General features: G+C 30.6%; 14 protein-coding genes and 1 pseudogene. All 15 read right to left on the bottom strand.

The window, feature by feature from the left end; translation table 11 throughout:
• Positions 1–3 precede the first annotated feature (3 nt).
• The 15 genes and pseudogenes from CCO88_RS02260 to CCO88_RS02190 all read right to left on the bottom strand — a co-directional run bounded on the left by CCO88_RS02260 (position 4) and on the right by CCO88_RS02190 (position 16,748).
• Positions 4–859 (bottom strand): annotated as a pseudogene (locus CCO88_RS02260) (YncE family protein).
• A 62-nt stretch (positions 860–921) separates the two neighbouring features.
• A complete protein-coding gene (locus CCO88_RS02255; RefSeq protein ID WP_002779082.1) occupies positions 922–1,812 on the bottom strand; it encodes a helix-turn-helix domain-containing protein in 891 nt (296 codons plus the stop codon).
• Between the two features lie 14 nt (positions 1,813–1,826).
• On the bottom strand, positions 1,827–2,432 hold the full coding sequence (locus CCO88_RS02250) for a thiamine phosphate synthase (RefSeq protein WP_002780305.1): 606 nt from the start codon (positions 2,430–2,432) through the stop codon (positions 1,827–1,829).
• On the bottom strand, positions 2,422–3,567 hold the full coding sequence (gene thiH, locus CCO88_RS02245; protein WP_002839233.1) for a 2-iminoacetate synthase ThiH: 1,146 nt from the start codon (positions 3,565–3,567) through the stop codon (positions 2,422–2,424). Before thiH ends, CCO88_RS02250 begins: the two co-directional genes overlap by 11 nt.
• A gap of 2 nt (positions 3,568–3,569) precedes the next feature.
• Entirely contained in the window at positions 3,570–4,346 is a 777-nt protein-coding gene (locus CCO88_RS02240; protein ID WP_002839232.1) for a thiazole synthase, read from the bottom strand.
• Positions 4,347–4,349: 3 nt separating this feature from the next.
• Positions 4,350–5,153: a thiamine biosynthesis protein ThiF gene (gene thiF / locus CCO88_RS02235; RefSeq protein ID WP_072212069.1), complete on the bottom strand. Its 804-nt coding sequence runs from the start codon at positions 5,151–5,153 to the stop codon at positions 4,350–4,352.
• Positions 5,150–5,341, bottom strand: a complete 192-nt coding sequence (gene thiS, locus CCO88_RS02230; RefSeq protein WP_002830937.1) for a sulfur carrier protein ThiS — start codon at positions 5,339–5,341, stop codon at positions 5,150–5,152. The genes thiF and thiS overlap by 4 nt, the downstream gene beginning before the upstream one ends.
• Positions 5,338–6,780, bottom strand: a complete 1,443-nt coding sequence (locus CCO88_RS02225; RefSeq protein ID WP_002830935.1) for a restriction endonuclease subunit S — start codon at positions 6,778–6,780, stop codon at positions 5,338–5,340. The genes thiS and CCO88_RS02225 overlap by 4 nt, the downstream gene beginning before the upstream one ends.
• A gap of 126 nt (positions 6,781–6,906) precedes the next feature.
• Positions 6,907–7,410, bottom strand: coding sequence for a hypothetical protein (locus CCO88_RS02220; protein ID WP_002786150.1), 504 nt, complete (start codon positions 7,408–7,410; stop codon positions 6,907–6,909).
• Positions 7,410–8,135, bottom strand: a complete 726-nt coding sequence (locus CCO88_RS02215) for a DUF3800 domain-containing protein (RefSeq protein WP_002786151.1) — start codon at positions 8,133–8,135, stop codon at positions 7,410–7,412. The genes CCO88_RS02220 and CCO88_RS02215 overlap by 1 nt, the downstream gene beginning before the upstream one ends.
• A 4-nt stretch (positions 8,136–8,139) precedes the next feature.
• Positions 8,140–10,203 carry a type I restriction-modification system subunit M gene (locus tag CCO88_RS02210; RefSeq protein ID WP_002839231.1) on the bottom strand — a complete coding sequence of 688 codons (2,064 nt, stop codon included), beginning with the start codon at positions 10,201–10,203 and terminating at the stop codon, positions 8,140–8,142.
• A gap of 9 nt (positions 10,204–10,212) precedes the next feature.
• Positions 10,213–11,310, bottom strand: coding sequence for a succinyl-diaminopimelate desuccinylase (gene dapE, locus CCO88_RS02205; protein ID WP_002839230.1), 1,098 nt, complete (start codon positions 11,308–11,310; stop codon positions 10,213–10,215).
• Between the two features lie 4 nt (positions 11,311–11,314).
• Positions 11,315–11,917, bottom strand: coding sequence for a LysE family transporter (locus tag CCO88_RS02200; RefSeq protein ID WP_002780291.1), 603 nt, complete (start codon positions 11,915–11,917; stop codon positions 11,315–11,317).
• On the bottom strand, positions 11,910–12,611 hold the full coding sequence (locus CCO88_RS02195; RefSeq protein ID WP_002839229.1) for an SIR2 family NAD-dependent protein deacylase: 702 nt from the start codon (positions 12,609–12,611) through the stop codon (positions 11,910–11,912). The genes CCO88_RS02200 and CCO88_RS02195 overlap by 8 nt, the downstream gene beginning before the upstream one ends.
• Positions 12,612–12,653: 42 nt before the next feature.
• Positions 12,654–16,748: an N-6 DNA methylase gene (locus CCO88_RS02190; RefSeq protein WP_002839228.1), complete on the bottom strand. Its 4,095-nt coding sequence runs from the start codon at positions 16,746–16,748 to the stop codon at positions 12,654–12,656.
• Between the last annotated feature and the right edge of the window lie 7 nt (positions 16,749–16,755).

The following is a 16,755-nucleotide window of genomic DNA, read 5'->3' as shown; positions in this document are numbered from 1 at the left end:
TCCTTAATTTTTAAGTTCTACTTTAAGTATTTTACCTTCTACCATCTTAGGAATCCATAAAGTATCACCCTCTATAAAGATATCTGCAGGACCTTTGATAGAAGGCAAATCAAGCTTTAATGCTTTATCATCTTCTAAACGATAAATCACCCCGTTTAAATTTTCACCCCAAGAACTTACAAGCAAGGCATTTTCATAAGGAACGATTCCATCATAAGCTTCTTTTTCATTTTTAATCACGCTTAGTTTTTTGTCATTTAAATCATAACTCATCACAACACCGCCACTAGCACCATCTGGATGATATCCTGCTATAAAAAGCTTATCATTTTTTCTATCTAAGTAAAGTCCATTAGGACCGCCAAATTTAGCGATATCAAGTTTTAATAACTCATCATATTTTTTCGCTTTTAAATCCACTTTTAAAACAAGTCCTGTGCCTGTATCGCTTACCAAAAGTGTATCGTCATTTAGTTTTTCGATAGCATTTAGAAAAATTGCACCCTTTATAGGCAAATTAAACACTTCTTTTTTTGCTTTTCAAATCAAAACCACGCACCACATCAATATCCACCACATAAAGTGTATTTGCAACTTCCATCATACCTTTTGGGGCATTTAGATTGCTTATAAATTTATGCTCAAGCACTTTGCCATTTTTATCAAGCTTAGAGATAAAACCATCATTGTCTTTTGCCAAAGGCTCAAGTTTTTCACCTACATTAGATACATATACAGAATTTTTATCTACAAAAATACTTTCAGGGCTTTTAAAGCCATCAAATTCTTGATATTTCAACTCGCTTGCTCCAAGCAAACTTGCTCCAACAAGCGCTAAACTTAAAACATATTTTTTCATACTTTTCTCCTTTTGTTAAAAATATTTATGCTGATTATATTGATTTAGATAGAAAAAGTGTGCTAGTTTTTTGATAAAAAATACAAGTTTTTTGATTTTTGATATTGCTTAGGGGTTTGATTGTATTTTTCTTTAAATCTCTCGATAAACCAAGCCACTGAAGAAAAAGCACATTCATTAGCTATTTCATTTACATTTTTTTTAGAAAATTCAAGCAAAACTTTAGCTTTTTGCAATCTTTTTTCATCTAGCCATTTTTTAGGACTTTGCCCGAAGCATTTTTTAAATTCTCTAGAAAAAGTAGCAAAATCAAGCTTTGCAAAATCAGCCATTTCGCTCACGCTTACAAATTCTCTCCCACAATACTCAAAAAGCTGCGAAAGATCTAAACGAAATTCTTTTAAAATTCCAGCTAAAAAGCCTATGAAATAAGTATTTTTATTTAAAAGTAAATGCAAAAAAATCTCTTCAAATTTAAGACTGACTATGGGATCTAAAATTTGTGTATTCTCATCAAAATGCGGGGTAAAACTTTCTAAAATTCCTTGTAAAATTTTATCATTTTTTACCCAAAAAATTTCACTCTCCTCGCTTGCTTGTTCTAGTTTAAAAAGATCTTTATACTTATAAATAAGCTCGATTAAAAAAGCATTATCAAAGAAAAACAAATAAGCTTCATAAACACCGCTACTAAGTCCTACATTGCTTAAAGTATAATTTCCCGCTTTTAAAAATAAGGTTTCATAAGAGTCGATTTTATAGTCTTTTGATGCCGTATGTAAAATTTTATATCCTTTTCTTACAAAGGTTAAAAGATGGCTGCCTACATTGACAAAAGAAGAGTGTGAGGCGCTTACTTGGGTATATTTTGCAAAAGTACAGGATTTAAAATTTTTATAATCCACACCTTTTAATTGTTTTAAATCTTGTGGCAAGGAAAGAATTTGCTCCATTGTTTCACTCTTCATCAAAGCAAGTTTCTTTTACATTCAACAAGATATTTTTTCACATCTTTTTCGCGCATTAAAACCTCACGCATACAAACACCAGCTACATTGATATCTTTAAAGCTTGCAATATTTTGTACATTAATCCCGCCTATAGCATAAAGTGGAATTTGGCTAAAAGAAAGTAAAGAATTTAAAAATTCAAGCCCCCTTGGCTCTAAATCTTTCTTACAAGAACTCTCAAAAATATGACCTACAAAAGCATAATTTACCCCATAATTCATCGCCTCTAAAAGCTCTTCTTTACTATGCACTGAAGTGCCTATCATATGAAAATACTTACTCATCTTTGGCTCTTGCCTTAACAAAGCAAGTGGCATATGAAAATAGCGATGTCCTAACTTTAAACACTCTCTATCAAAAAAATGCAAAAAACAAGTTGTTTTATGTTTAGCACAAATAGCTAAAACCTCTTTAGCCAAATCATAATACTCAAATTCACTCAAATCCTTCTCTCTAAGCACAAAAGCGTCTATGCCTGATTTAGCAAGCTTTTCTACTTGTTTTAGAAAGTCTATCTCGACACATTTTCTATCGCTTATAGCAATGATTTTTTTATCCCACATAGATACTATCGCTCATCACAGCTTGCAAATTTGAGTTTTTAAGCATAGCTAAAATTTCATCCACGCCTCGTTCATCTGAAATTTCAAATTGTCCATCACCTTTTTTCTCGCCCTTATGCTCTCCTATACCCACGCTTACTCCTGCGCTCATTTTTGTCGCTCCAAGTTTTACAACCTCATCTCTAAATCCTACTCTTTCACGACTTGATATAGTAATACCTGCAAAAGGTAAAAAAAGTCTATAAGCACAAAGTACTTGCAAGAGGCGTTTTTCGCTTACATCTTTAGGGTGAATTTTAGCATTATTGATAATAGGTCTTAAACGAGGTACTGAAATAGAAATTTCAGCATGCGGATAAGCTTGTTGTAAAAAATGCGCATGAAGTGCCGTAGCAAGCGCGTCTTTTCTAAAATCATCTATGCCTAAAAGTGCCCCAAAAGCCACTCCACGCATACCCGCTCTTAAGGCTCTTTCTTGCCCATTAAAACGATAAGGAAAAATACGCTTTTCACCCCCTAAATGAATTTTAGAATACTTTAAAGGATTGTAAGTTTCTTGAAAAATGGTTACATAATCACAGCCATTTTCATGCAAAATTTTATACTCATCCTCATTCATAGGATAAATTTCAACACCTACAACCTTAAAATACTCTCTAGCTATCTTGCAAGCCTTTGCGATGTATTCTACGCTTGCAAACTCCCTTCCTTCACCTGTTAGCATTAGAATTTCTTGTAAACCTGTTTTAGCAATAGCTTGCATTTCTTCATGAATTTCATCTTCGCTAAGCTTAGCTCTTGCGATTTTATTTCCTTTTTGAAAACCGCAATAAACGCATTTAGAATTACAATAATTTGACAAGTAAAGTGGAGTAAAAAGCGAGATAGAATTTCCAAAATATTTTTGCTTGGTTTTAGCCGACTTAAAAGCTAATTCTTCTATAAAATCTTCAGCTGCACTTGAAAGCAAAGCTTTTAAATTCTCAATACTCAAATGTGTAGCATTTAAAGCCTCTTGCACTTCTTTAGTACTGTATTTTGTTTCATCATAATTTTGAATTTCATCCAAAACCTTAGATAAAATATCACTCTTTAACTCTTGCATATGGGGTAAATACTGCATATAATCTTGCATAATCAATCCCTTAAAAAGCCTGTTAATGGAGAACTAGCCTTAGCCTCGCTCACGCTTGCTAAACCTGCTAGATAACCCGCTCTTCCAGCCTGTATAGCCAAGGAAAATGCTTTTGCCATCAAAGCGATATCCTTTGCTTCAGCTATAGCTGTATTTGCCATCACTGCACTTACTCCCATTTGCATAGCCTCGCACGCTTGTGCAGGAGTTCCAATACCTGCATCTACAATGATAGGCAAATCGATCTCATTAAGTAAAATTTGTATAAATTCCTTAGCACACAAGCCTTTATTGCTCCCAATAGGTGCTGCTAAAGGCATGATAGCTGCAGCCCCTGCATCACGCATAGCTCTAGCTGCATAAAGATCAGCATGCATATAAGGTAAGGGTGTAAAACCCTCTTTTACTAAAAGTTCACAAGCCTTAATGGTTTCATAATTATCGGGCAACAAATACTTACTATCGCCTATAACCTCTATCTTTATAAGCTCTCCACAGCCAAGCTCTCTAGAAAGTCTTGCGATACGCAAAGCTTCATCAGCATTTCTAGCTCCTGAAGTATTAGGCAAGAGGGTTATATTTTTAGGGATATAATCAAGTATATTAGCAATCTCTCCTGTATTTGCACGGCGTAAGGCTAGAGTGATGATCTGTGCTTTAGCTTCTTCTATGGCTGATTTTATAAGCTCTAAAGAATACTTTCCTGATCCTAAAATAAATCTTGATTTAAATTCATATTTTCCTATTTTTAAGCTATCATTTTTTAAATTTTCTTGCATTTTTTACTCCTTATTTGCCAAAAGCTCTAAGACAAGATTGCTTTGATGTCCAGCGCAAATATTTACACGCGGTGCCATAAGCCCATTTCCTACTTTAGCACCATTTACCAAATCCCCACACACATAGAAATTTTTAGCAATTTTTCTTGTTTGTATACTATTGCTATCGCCATATCCTGCAAGCCCTGAAGCACAGATTAAAGTAGTGTCTTTATAAAATCTATGAAAATTTTGTGCTATCATAGCCTTTGCAAGCGCGCCATCAAAAGCCTCACAGACTATATCTATACCTTTAAATAAATCAGGCAAATTCTCTTCATCGATTTTTAAAGTGCAAATTTCAGTTTTGATATAAGGATTTATTTCACTGATTTGCTCTTTTAAAGCTTCGGTTTTAAATTTCCCCAAATCACTTACGCGGTAAGCTTGGCGGTTAAGATTGCTAGGTTCAACCACATCAAAATCAATCAGCTTTAAATACCCCACACCGCTTCTTGCTAAATTTATCGCTATATGTGAGCCAAGCCCACCTAAACCACAAACCGCTACGCTCGAAATTTTAAGCTTATCGTGAAGTTTTGGCGTATGTCTTGCTCTCATCATCGCATCTAAGGCATCTTTTGGAGGTAGGGCATTTCTTTCTATACAAAAAAGCTCATCGTTTTCGTGAATTTTTATATTTTCTTTCGTTGCAAAACCATTGATAATCCATACATCATTTTCATTTTTGCTGATATTTTCAAAAAATTCCAAACTTGTTTTAAAGTCTGTATCAAGTTCTTTGCCATTGAATTTTACTCTCATCATCCACCTCCTACAAAACTTACAATTTCAGCTTTATCGTTTTCTTTTAAGATCAAATTTTCAAATTCGCTCTTAGGTATAATCTCTCCATTTAATTCTAAGGCGATAAGTTCGATTTTAAAACCCTTTTCTTTGATAAAATCCATAAATTTAAGCTCTTTTAACTCAAGCTTTTGTCCATTGATAATCATATTTTTCCTTGTATTTGCTCTTCTACTTTAATTTTTGCATTATCTAATAATTGTTTAGATTTTTTCCTTAAATTAAAGCTTTCTTGTATATATTTTGCAATTTTTTCTTGAGTTGTAGAATCTATTTTAGGGATAAGGATATTTTGCATATCTATTGAAGAAAGATTTGTTTGAACCCCACCTGTACCAATTCTCTCAAATTGCATTTTACAAATAAAAGAATTTAAAAGCAATACCAAAACATCACTATTAAAATTTTTAATCGAAATTTTTAAAATCCTTTGATTAACCATAGCTGATATATCATCTCTAACCACACAAGACAAACCAATGCTACCAGACATAGAAATTAAAATATCACCTTTTTTTATTTTATCTTTAGGGCTTAAATTATAAGCTTCATTTTTAAGATAGATAACATTGCTTAAATCTAGCGTAGCATTTTTTATATTATTAATCCTAATTAATACAAGCTCTCCAACATCTTGGTAGTCATCACTTGAAAATGCAAAACCACTTGAAATATCATTAACCAAATCTTTTAAATTACAAAAGCCATCTTTATAACTTCTAATCATCTTTTCTATGTCTTCATATTTACTTTGATAATATTCAGAATCCAATCTTCCTGTTTTTAGAAAAGATTCTTTTAATGTGTGTATAGAGATATTGAGTGATTTTGTAGGATTATTTGTTTTAGAATCTAGCAAACTTTGCAATGGATTCTTTGGATCAAGTCCTAACTCAAGGTATAAAGTTTCCTCTGCTTTTTTATATAACTCCTTACTTTCTTCTAATGCCTTATGAGAATCTTTTACCAAATTTTGAATTTCTAACTGAAATTCCATAGGGAAAATGGGAATTTTAATTTCTTTTAATTCTTCAGGATTTACATTTGTTTGATTAATTGATGGTCTAGCCCTTCTTCTTATCTCTTTTTTACCAATATGCGTATTTAAAAAAACTGTAAGATACTCTGGCAACAGAATTTCCTTATTGCAAACAAGCCTTACTAAATATGAAGCAAAAACAAAGTTTTCTCTATTGTTATAAAAAATTCCTGTTCTGCCCACAAACTCATAGGAATTTGTTCTATTAAACAAAACATCTCCATAATTTAACCTAAAAGTTTGCAATTCATTTTTATCAATTAAAGCATATTTTTTGACTTCAAAATTACAAAGCATATTATCAATGTCATTCATTCTATAAATAGGGATACCATCGCCCCCTTCATTCATATTTATTGAAATACCATATTGAGATTTTAATAAACATTCTCCTATTTTTTTATAGTTCAACTTATTGTTATAGATAAGCTTCATTGTCCAAAAACTATCATCTATGCGAAAATCTATATTTTTTTTCACTTCACTAAGCTTTAATACACTTACTTCTAAATGTGGATATTTTTCCTGCAAAGTTTGGTTTAGATTCATTTTATTCCTTTTTTTTATTTCAATCTAAGTAAAAAATATTTATAATTATAAAGCTCAACTACCGGTGGTAGAAAGAGATGGCTAGCTTTTATGCTTCTTGCAGATGCCTAAATCTGCACCAAACCCCTAAAACCATTCGCAATTCTTTAGCTCTATATCATTTCCGTTTATATAATTTCTATATCTTTTTTCATAAATATTTTTATTATATCCTTTATCTATGTAGAAACTTGTCACTAAAAATGAACTACTTCTGCCTAGCTTTTGTAAAATAACTATAAAATTATGGTTATGTAACCACAAATAAAAACGGATTGCTCGTTTCTCTTTATAATAAAAAGCTTTAATTTCGGGATGAGTATGATTGATAATAATTTGTTTAATCCAATTTATTCTGCAAGCTCTTTGGCTATCAAACTCCCTTGTTTTATTTTGTTTGTTTTCTCGTGTTGTGATATGCCAAAATATCTTTTCTTTCCCCTTATGCTTCTTATGTGATTGCGGATCTATATAAATACAACCTGCTAAATACAATGGAACCTCAATAAAGTCTTGTTTGAAAATTTTATAAGCTAAGTCAAATTTTTCATTTTCACATTTACAAGTGCTAAAATCCAAGAGGTGATACATTATTGTTCACCTTTACTCAATTGAATCCTAAAAATATTAAATTTATTTTCCCAAGGTGGCGTTCCTGCATCCAATTCAATATTTGCCAATGTTTCAATTTTATTTATAATATAATTTTTTATTTCGCTTACATGCTCTATATCATTTCTTGCTTTGTATGAAATAGCACCTATTAACAAATCCACAAGTTGAACAATATTTGATTCATGTGATTGAATTGTAAAAATTTTTATATTTACTGATTGTTTAAATTTATTAAACAAAACTTTTTCCAATCCTTTTATTTTATCTCCACTCTTCGTATCTTTATAATCAAGATATATTTTTATTTTTGTATCAATATCTATTAAATTATGCAATGCTTGATAATACATTTTATAATAAAATAAATCATGATCTCCTTGATTGTAAATATCATGTTGTAGAATGGTTTTATTTGGAATTAATACAGCTTTAAACCACATATATACAGAAGAAAAAAAGAATTCTAATAATTCATCATAAAAACCTTTTTGACTTAAATTTAGTTTTGTCCATTTAATTTCTTTATTATATTTATATTTATGCTTTAAATATTTAATTGTTTTATTAATTTTAATAATTTCAGATGATGGAACTTTAAGCGCTCCTAATACCATAACCCTTGAACACAAAGTTGGATTATCTTTGTAAAATAAATGATTGCTTTCATCGCAAAAAATTTTAAATTCTTTCATATTATCCATTCACTTATTCTTTCCAAAAACTCAAATTTTCTGCTTTTGCAAATTCAATAAAAGCTTCAGCTACGCCATCTTTTTGCAAGTCTTTATATTTTTCTACATTTAATCTATATTCTTGTATTCTTTTGTCAAACTCTTCTTGGCTTTCATCTTTTTGTTTTATAGGCTCATCTCCTTCTAAATGCGGATGAAATAAATCATGTTTTACTACTAAATGATCATGAGAATCTAAAAGTGGGTAATAAATCTTTTCGCCTGAATTATCTTTACTAGGCTCATTCATAGTAGCAAAGAAGATATTATAGTCCTCACACTTTGGACATAATTTATCATCCCATTTTTGTAAAAATAAAACACTTGTTTTTGTCCCCGTGTGTGGTTTAAAGACATTTCCATGAAGTCCTACAACCGCTAAGATTCTAGCTTTTTGTGCGATAAATTCTCTTATATATTTATCGCTTGAATTATTAAAACGCCCTTGTGGCAATACAATAGCCATTCTACCACCAGGCTTTAACATATCTAAATTTCGTTCAATAAATAAAATATCTCTTCCTACCTTACTTTGAGGTTTGCCATTTTCTTTTTTGCCTAGCTCATATCTAGCTAAAATTCTACTCTCTTTTATATCTCCTGCAAAAGGCGGATTTGCCATTAAAACATCAAAATTAAAATCCCTATTTTGATTTTTAGTTACTCTTAAATTTTTTAAGCGTTTAAAACCTTCAAAATACACATCTTGCCAATCTTCATCATCTTTTACCCACTCATCCCATCTATCAAAGTCAATGGAATTTAAATACAAAACATTTGTATGCCCATCACCTGCAATTAGATTAAGCATTTTTGATACGCGCACACTCTTTTCATCAAAATCTATACCAAACACTTTTTCTTTTACATAATCTTGACACTCAGAAATCTTTTCTTGGGCTGTAAAGAGATGACTTGCTTCTATGCCTCTTTCTTTATAAATTGAACGCCACACATAAAAACAAGTATGTATCGGAAATCCACAACTTCCACTTGCAGTATCTATCATACTTTCATCTTTTTTGGGATTTAGCATTTTTACACACATATCTATTACATAACGCGGAGTAAAATATTGCCCTTTTTCACCTTTTGAGGATTTATTCACTAGATATTCAAAAGCATCATCAATCACTTCTAAATTTGAGTTAAATAACTTTACATTTTGCAATGATGATACACATACACTTAGGTGCGAAGGAGAAAGTTTAATTTTCTCATCATTATTAAATACACCTTCCCATTTTTTCTTTGCTTTATCAAAGAGTTTTTCTATTTTTTGCTTAAGTTCAGAATCAGACTCTCCATAATTTCTAAACTCTAAGCTCTTTGTTCTATCTCTTGCACCCTCTAGCTCATCAAAAAGTTTTATAAATATAAGCTTAAAACATTCTTCAAATACATCAACTCCAGCATTTGCCAACACCTCATCTTCCATTTCTGTAACTAAATTCTTTAAACTTCGCTTTTGACTTTTTAAAATATCTTCTTTAATCAAATCATCAAAGGTAAATTTTACTTTCAACAGATCCGGTAATGTCTGGTTTGATGCAGGAATATTTGGAATAGATTCAAAATAATTTGGATCTTTTCTATGATAATAGCTAATTTCTTTACCATTACACCACACAGCCATAGTTGCACCTGTAGCATTACAATAACTTTTTAATTGTTCTTTGCCATCTTTCAACTTTGGCTTTTTTACTTCTATAATGATGTATGGGACTGTGATTTGGATTTTATCCATTATCACAATATCAGCCCTTTTTACTTCGCGTCCAAAATGCACACCAAATTCAACTTTTATCATATCTTTAGGATAGTTATATTCATTTAAAAGCTTATCGATATAAAGCTGACGCACAATTTCTTCTGGCGTAAGTTTAATTTCTTTATCGCGGATAAGGCAATTAGTATAGTATATAATTTGGTTATTTTTGTTTGTTTTAGCTATAATTTTAGTTTCCAATTCAGCAATAGCTTTTTTACTAAATAGATCTAGCTTATAATCACTATCTTTTAAAATTTCCTCAATCATTCTAAACCTTTAAAAATTTTCTATCAAGTCTTTAAAAACAAGACAAAGTTTTTCAAATTCTTCTATACTTACCCTTTCATCAATAGCGTGAATTCTATCATTACAAACCCCAAATTCTACTACCTTTACACCGTATTTTGCAAAATACCTTGCATCACTTGTACCGCCTTTGGTATTAAGCTCTGGCACTTCATGAGTGATTTTTTGCACGCTTTCATTCATCTTTTGTACGATTTTATTGTCAATGCTTGTTAAAAAAGGTTCGCTTGATTGCGTTAATTCTAGCTCATAATTTAAGCCGTGGCAAATTTTTTCCACATAAGCTCTTACATCTTCTAAATTTGTATCAGGAGAATTGCGAACATTAAACATAAGTTTTAAATCATTTGGCGTTACATTACATACCCCCATACCTCCACGAATATCAGTTATAACGATTTTTGAAGGACTAAATTCAGCACTACCTGGATCAAGATCAAAACCCGCTAAAAGTTTTAAAACCGGTGCGAAATCATGCACAGGATTGATACATTTTTCAGGGTAAGCCGCATGTCCTTGTTTTCCGCGTATCAAAAGCTTACCATTGATAGAACCACGACGCCCTATTTTGATACTATCGCCCATTTTTTTTACGCAAGTAGGTTCAGCAACCACAGCATAATCAGGTAGCATATCTCTTTCTTGCATCCATTCTAAAACAGCCTTAGTTCCATATATAGCTTCGCCTTCTTCATCACTTGTTAAAATAAGACTCAGTCTTGCTCCTTTAAAATCCGCATTCTTTACCGCATCCACAAAGGCTGCTACTCCGCTTTTCATATCTTGAGCACCCCTTGCATAGATAAAGCCTTCTTCCTCCAAAGGCTCAAAAGGATCATTTTTCCAACCCTCACCCGCAGGAACGACATCTACATGCCCACCAAAAGCTAAATGCTCGCCTTCATCTTTAAATTTTTTAGTGAGTAAAAGGTTTTTAATGCCTTTTTTTTCTATAAAAAAAGCTTCAAAATCACTCAGTTCCATAGCGATGAAATTTAAAGCTCCATCATCATTTGGCGTAACAGATTTAAATTTTAAAAGTTCGATTAAAAATTCTTTTGCATTCATTTTTTTATCCTATAAAAGTTTTGTATAATAAACTCAGAGCGAAATACTCTATAATCAAAGCTGAAACTATATTGATGATACGAATCACCTTTGCACTAAAAAGATAGCTGTATTTTGCGACAACAAAAGCTAAAGCACCTATCCAAAAAAGAATAGCAACAACAAGCCCCAGTATCGTAGAATAAGCGTGTTGATTGCTTAAAACTATGCCTGTAGCACTAAGCCAAAAACCTATCACATAAGGATTAGAGCCATTTAAAATGATACCTTTAACATAGCTTTTTAAAAGACTTTCTTTAAAATCTTTATGCTGATCCAAATGCAAATCTTCATTTTTCTTTTTTAACATCAAATAAGCCATATAAGTTAAAAAACAAAAACCAAAAATCGCCAAAAAACGCATAAAAATGACATTGTCTAAGAAATTTAAAAGCCCAAATTGAAGCAAAAAAAGATAAAGCATATCTATACTAAATGCTCCAAGTCCTACAGCTATGGAATTTTTAAAAGCTTTTAGTGCATAAGTTAAAATCAAAATATTTACAGGTCCAAAAGGCACACTCACTCCAAAGCCCAAAAAAACTCCACTTAAAAAAGAATCAAACATTACCATCTTTCATAAAATTTTCTATATCAAGTGCGATTTTATCAATAGCGCTTATAATATCTTCTATATAGATTTTATCAAAATATCGCTCTAAATTCGCATCTTTTTCGTAGATATTTAAAATACTTTTTTCGCACATTGAAGCATAACGCCCTACAGGCAAAACCGCCCCACTTGTGCCTATGCTAATAAATAATGAAGTTTGATGAAGTAAAGAATAAAGCGTAGCATAAGCAGGAGCTTGCTCTTCAAACATGACTATATTGTGTCTTAAATCCTTACTTTTGCATTTTGGACATTGTTTATCTATGAATTTTTCATAGCCTATATTAAAAATTCCTTCACATTTTAGGCAACGAAGTTCGGGCAAAAAGCCATGCAAATGTACTACATCTTTACACCCTGCACGCTCTAGCAAATCATCTACATTTTGCGTGATGACAAAAAGGTTTTTACCCCATTTTTCTTTTAACTGTGCGATTTTTTCATGAGCATGATTTGGCTTTACATTTTGAAGTTGTGCCCTTCTTGCATCGTAAAAATCAAGTACTTTTTTAGGATTTTTTCTAAAACCTGTTGCAGAGCAAACCTCCATCACATCGTATTCTTCCCAAAGTCCATCATTGTCTCTAAAAGTTTTAAGCCCACTTGGAGCAGACAAACCCGCTCCGCTTAATATCATAATGTTTTTCATCGCTAAACCTTATAAAATTTACAAAGTTTAGCGAAAAATGCTTTAAGAAAATAAATATTTTTGCAAGATTTTTTCTTTTTCTTTTTCTAAAAATTCTAATTTAAGATTAAGAAAATCAATTTGTTGTTCTACTAATTCAATGTTTTGAACAATTTTTTCTTGAATTTCTAACGGTGGGAGTGGGATTGTAAGATTTTCATAAAAACTTATAGGAACTCTTTTATGTCCACTTGCTCCAGTCATAGCAAGAGCTGCTTTTTCTCTTATATTTTGTTGATTTAGATTATAGAATAAGAAACTACTATCAAGCCCTGTTTTTGCTCTAAAAATATGAAATTCTGTGCTACCAAAACCTATGTTATTTGTTAGATTTTTTGCGATAGCACATTTACCATTTTCCATGCAAGGAGTAATTTTTGCAATCAAAATATCATTTTCTATAAAATATGTGTAGCCTTTTCTTACTTCGTTTAATGACCTATCTATCTTACTTTGAATATAACCCTTATCTGAAACACTAGCCATTTCTATAAATGAGACAAGCATATTTTCATCAAGTTTTGATATTTCTTTTTTGCTAGGATTAAGTTCTATATATTGTTCATTCTTTAAAGAAATTCTCTTCCAGCCATCTTTTGGTGGAGTTGAGAGAGTTTGTAAAAGCTCTTGTATAGTTTTAGAAAAGTTTTTAAAAGCATTAAAATCTTGCTTTCTTTCCTTGCTTTGAGTTTCTTCAACTAATACTTCAGAATGACTGATTTGTTCTTCAATTAGCGAAAGCAAAAGATTAAAATCAAGCTTAAATTCTAATTTTTGCAAATTTTCTAAAATAGAATTTAGCTCATACCCCCCCCCATCATCTATAATACCGCATTTTTGAAGTATTGCCTTGATTAAATTTTGATACTCTTCTACACTCATTCTTATTGTGTTATACTGCTCTTCTACCTTTTCACATTCTGCCACGATTTGCTTTTGAATCTCAAAGTCTGCATTTGGTATTAAAATAGATTCTAAATTTGTTTTATTGATTCCGCCTTGAGCCGAACCTGTAATTTTAGATTTTAAAGCTTGTTGTCCACTATAAGAATGTAATATATAAAATAAATATTTTTGTTTTGCTATATTATCACAACGCAATAAAAAAATATGCTCATTAATCATTGCAGATTTCCTAATAAATTCATTACGCACCATTGCAATTTTTCCAGTTAATGCACCATCTTTACATATTAAAATATCAAATTGTTTTATAATTCCTTTATCTTGCAACGCAAAACTTTCATAAAATTCTATTGGTACATACTTAGGATTATCTAATTTGATATACCCACTTTTATTGTCTATATGTTCTCCACCAAGACTCAGTGCACCGTTTTCATATTTGCCGACACCACCACTAGGACGCTTTGCGGTTTGAATATCTAATACAAAATCTTTAAGTCTTACTAACTCAAATTTAGAATTTATAAAAGGATTAGACATCTCACTTTGCGTTGAATTGCTAGGATTTAAACTTATAGCTTTATTAAATTCCACTTTTTCAAAATCCATCATATCAACAAGCCTTGCTTTTGTAGCATAAATCTGCAATTCTTGCGGGATAACATCAAGCGTATTTAAAAAAGATTTGTAGATTAAAGTATTAAGCTTAGTTTCATTTTGTGGATTGCCTCTTTCAAAAAGTGGGCTCAAATAAGGCTCGTGCAATTCTTTTAAACCTTCATCACCTTTTCTATTACTCCACTCATAACCTAAAAATTTCTTTTGTTCTTTTATATCACTTGGGGATTTTATGATTAAGACTTCTTGATTAAGACTTAGACAAAAATAAAGCAATTTATCCTTTTCTATTGCCTGAGCATAAGCTAAAAAGGCTTTATCTTCTAAATCTTGCTTATCTTTACTTTCTTTATAAATTTTAGATTCTTTAAGTCTTTTATAATCGCTTGTTTGCCTAAATGCATTGCAATAATCTTTAAAGGCTTCTAGCTCTGCAAGTTTAGAATCTAAATTACCATTTAAAAAATTGCTATAAAGCTCTTTATCAAATTTTCTAAAATCACAATACGCACTTAGATAATTTTGATAAAAGTTTTCATTGTCTTTTAAATTTTCAGTTTCTATGCGTTCTTTAATCAAACTATAATCTTGAGAAATAAGATGATTTTCTTGTTTAAAAGTTTCTTTTTTGCGTAAAAATAAAATAATCGTATTTGTCCCTGTTGCTCCAAATGTTTGATTACCTAGCTCTACAATGGCAATAAAATCAAAATTTTGAAATAATATTTCTCTTGTATTTTTATAAATAGAATCTTTATTTAAAATAGAACTTGGTAAGATAATAGCAGCTTTAGCATTATCATTTAAAATTTGATTTGCTCGCTCACAAAAAAAGCATTCAATAGAATTATTTGTTTCCATGTTTATATCATCGTTGAAAAGTTTATAGGTATTCTTAGATTTATCACTTAAAGTTTCTAAAAATCCTTTTACAGAATAAGGCGGATTTGCTATAAGCAAATCAAAACTATTTGATTCTATTTGTGGTTTTGCTTTTTCTCCTTCTAAATTATTTGTATTTGCTAATTCAAAAGAAGCAAGTGCATCAGCGTATAAAATATTGATTTCATTTTGCCCATACATTGCACTTGATACCTTAGAAACCTTACTTAAGCGATACTCTTTTTCAATACCATAAATATTTTTATAATGCTCTTTAAGCTCATCTTCTGTTAGATAACGCTTAAGCTCATTGGCATAGGTGTTTAAAAAATGTCCAGCACCACAAGCATAATCAATCACCCTTAAAGCTTTAGAGTTTTTGTTTAACATTTCTTGAAGCGGTAAAGAATACATAATAAATTCACAAATTTGAATAGGGGTAAAAAACTGCCCTTCATCTTGCTTCATACCTTTTTGCAAAAAAAGTTCAAAAAGATTGCCTAAAAATTGATTTGTAGAGTTTTGGGTAAGCTTGTAATTTGCAAAAAGCTCTACTATTTCTTTTAATACAAGTGCATTTTTTAAAAATAATTCTTTATTATGCACTTCTAAAAATGCAAAATCATTATTTGAATAAAATTTTAATTCTTTGATGTAATTTTGCATTACTTCTTTTAAAGTTTTTATCTTTAATTGCTTAAAGTCTTTTTCTATATCTTCATTAGATACAAAGGTAATTTTCTCTCCTAAAAATTCTTTCATAGCTTCTTTATAAAGCCACATTAATCTATCTTGCATATTTGCATAAGTATCTGCCATTACACCAAAATATCCAAATTTGAGATTGTTTTTATTAAAAGTTTCATCATAGATTTTACAAAGAAAAATATTTACAAGTTTATCAAAGGCATTTTCCTTGCCTGATATATTATGCTTGCGTAAAATTTTTGCAAATTCGTGATATTTACCTTCTTCTTTAAGTTCCTTAAGATTATCAAAAGTTGGAGTAATTTCTAAAATTTTATAAGCATTGACATTTGCTTCAAAAATACCTTGTTTAAAATATTGCAGTTCATAACTTTCTTTCCAAGTTTTAAAAAGTTCTATATTGTTATTAGATTTTTTATAAGAATTTTGTAATTCCTTTTCTTTTAGATATTCTTCGTTATCATAAGCTTGTATGATGTAATTTTTATATTCTAACTTATCGCTAAAATCACTTGTATAAAGACAAAGATATTTTACACCTTTTTCTTGCTGAAAATAAGAAAAAAGCTGCCCGCCATCTTCTTGCATTCTATTCCATTCTTTTATAAATTCACTATTTTTAGAATCTGTGGTTTTACATTCTATAATCAAATAAGGATTTTTTTCATTATCCTTTACTAAAATATCAGCCTTACCACCTTTTTTATCCCTACCAAGATTCCATTTTGGCTCTAACTCTAAATGTTCAGCCTTATAACCTTTTTCTAAAAGTCTATGCACACATTCAAAAACTACAAAATTTTCAGGGTGTGAAAAATTAGAAGTAGTTTTATCGTGAATTTTTATTTCTTTTGGGTAATTAATACTTTGGTTTTTATAATCTATTAAAAGTGTGTAATTATTGATTGTTTTTACATAATTTTCATTTTTATTTTTAAAGCCTAAGTTTTCTAGAACTTGTTTTAAATTATCTTTTGTAATCATTTATTTC

The sequence above is a fragment of the Campylobacter coli LMG 9860 genome (assembly GCF_000254135.1).
Lineage (GTDB): Bacteria > Campylobacterota > Campylobacteria > Campylobacterales > Campylobacteraceae > Campylobacter_D > Campylobacter_D coli.
The sequence above is the reverse complement of the archived record's forward strand: the minus strand, read 5'-3'. Positions and strand labels throughout refer to the sequence as shown.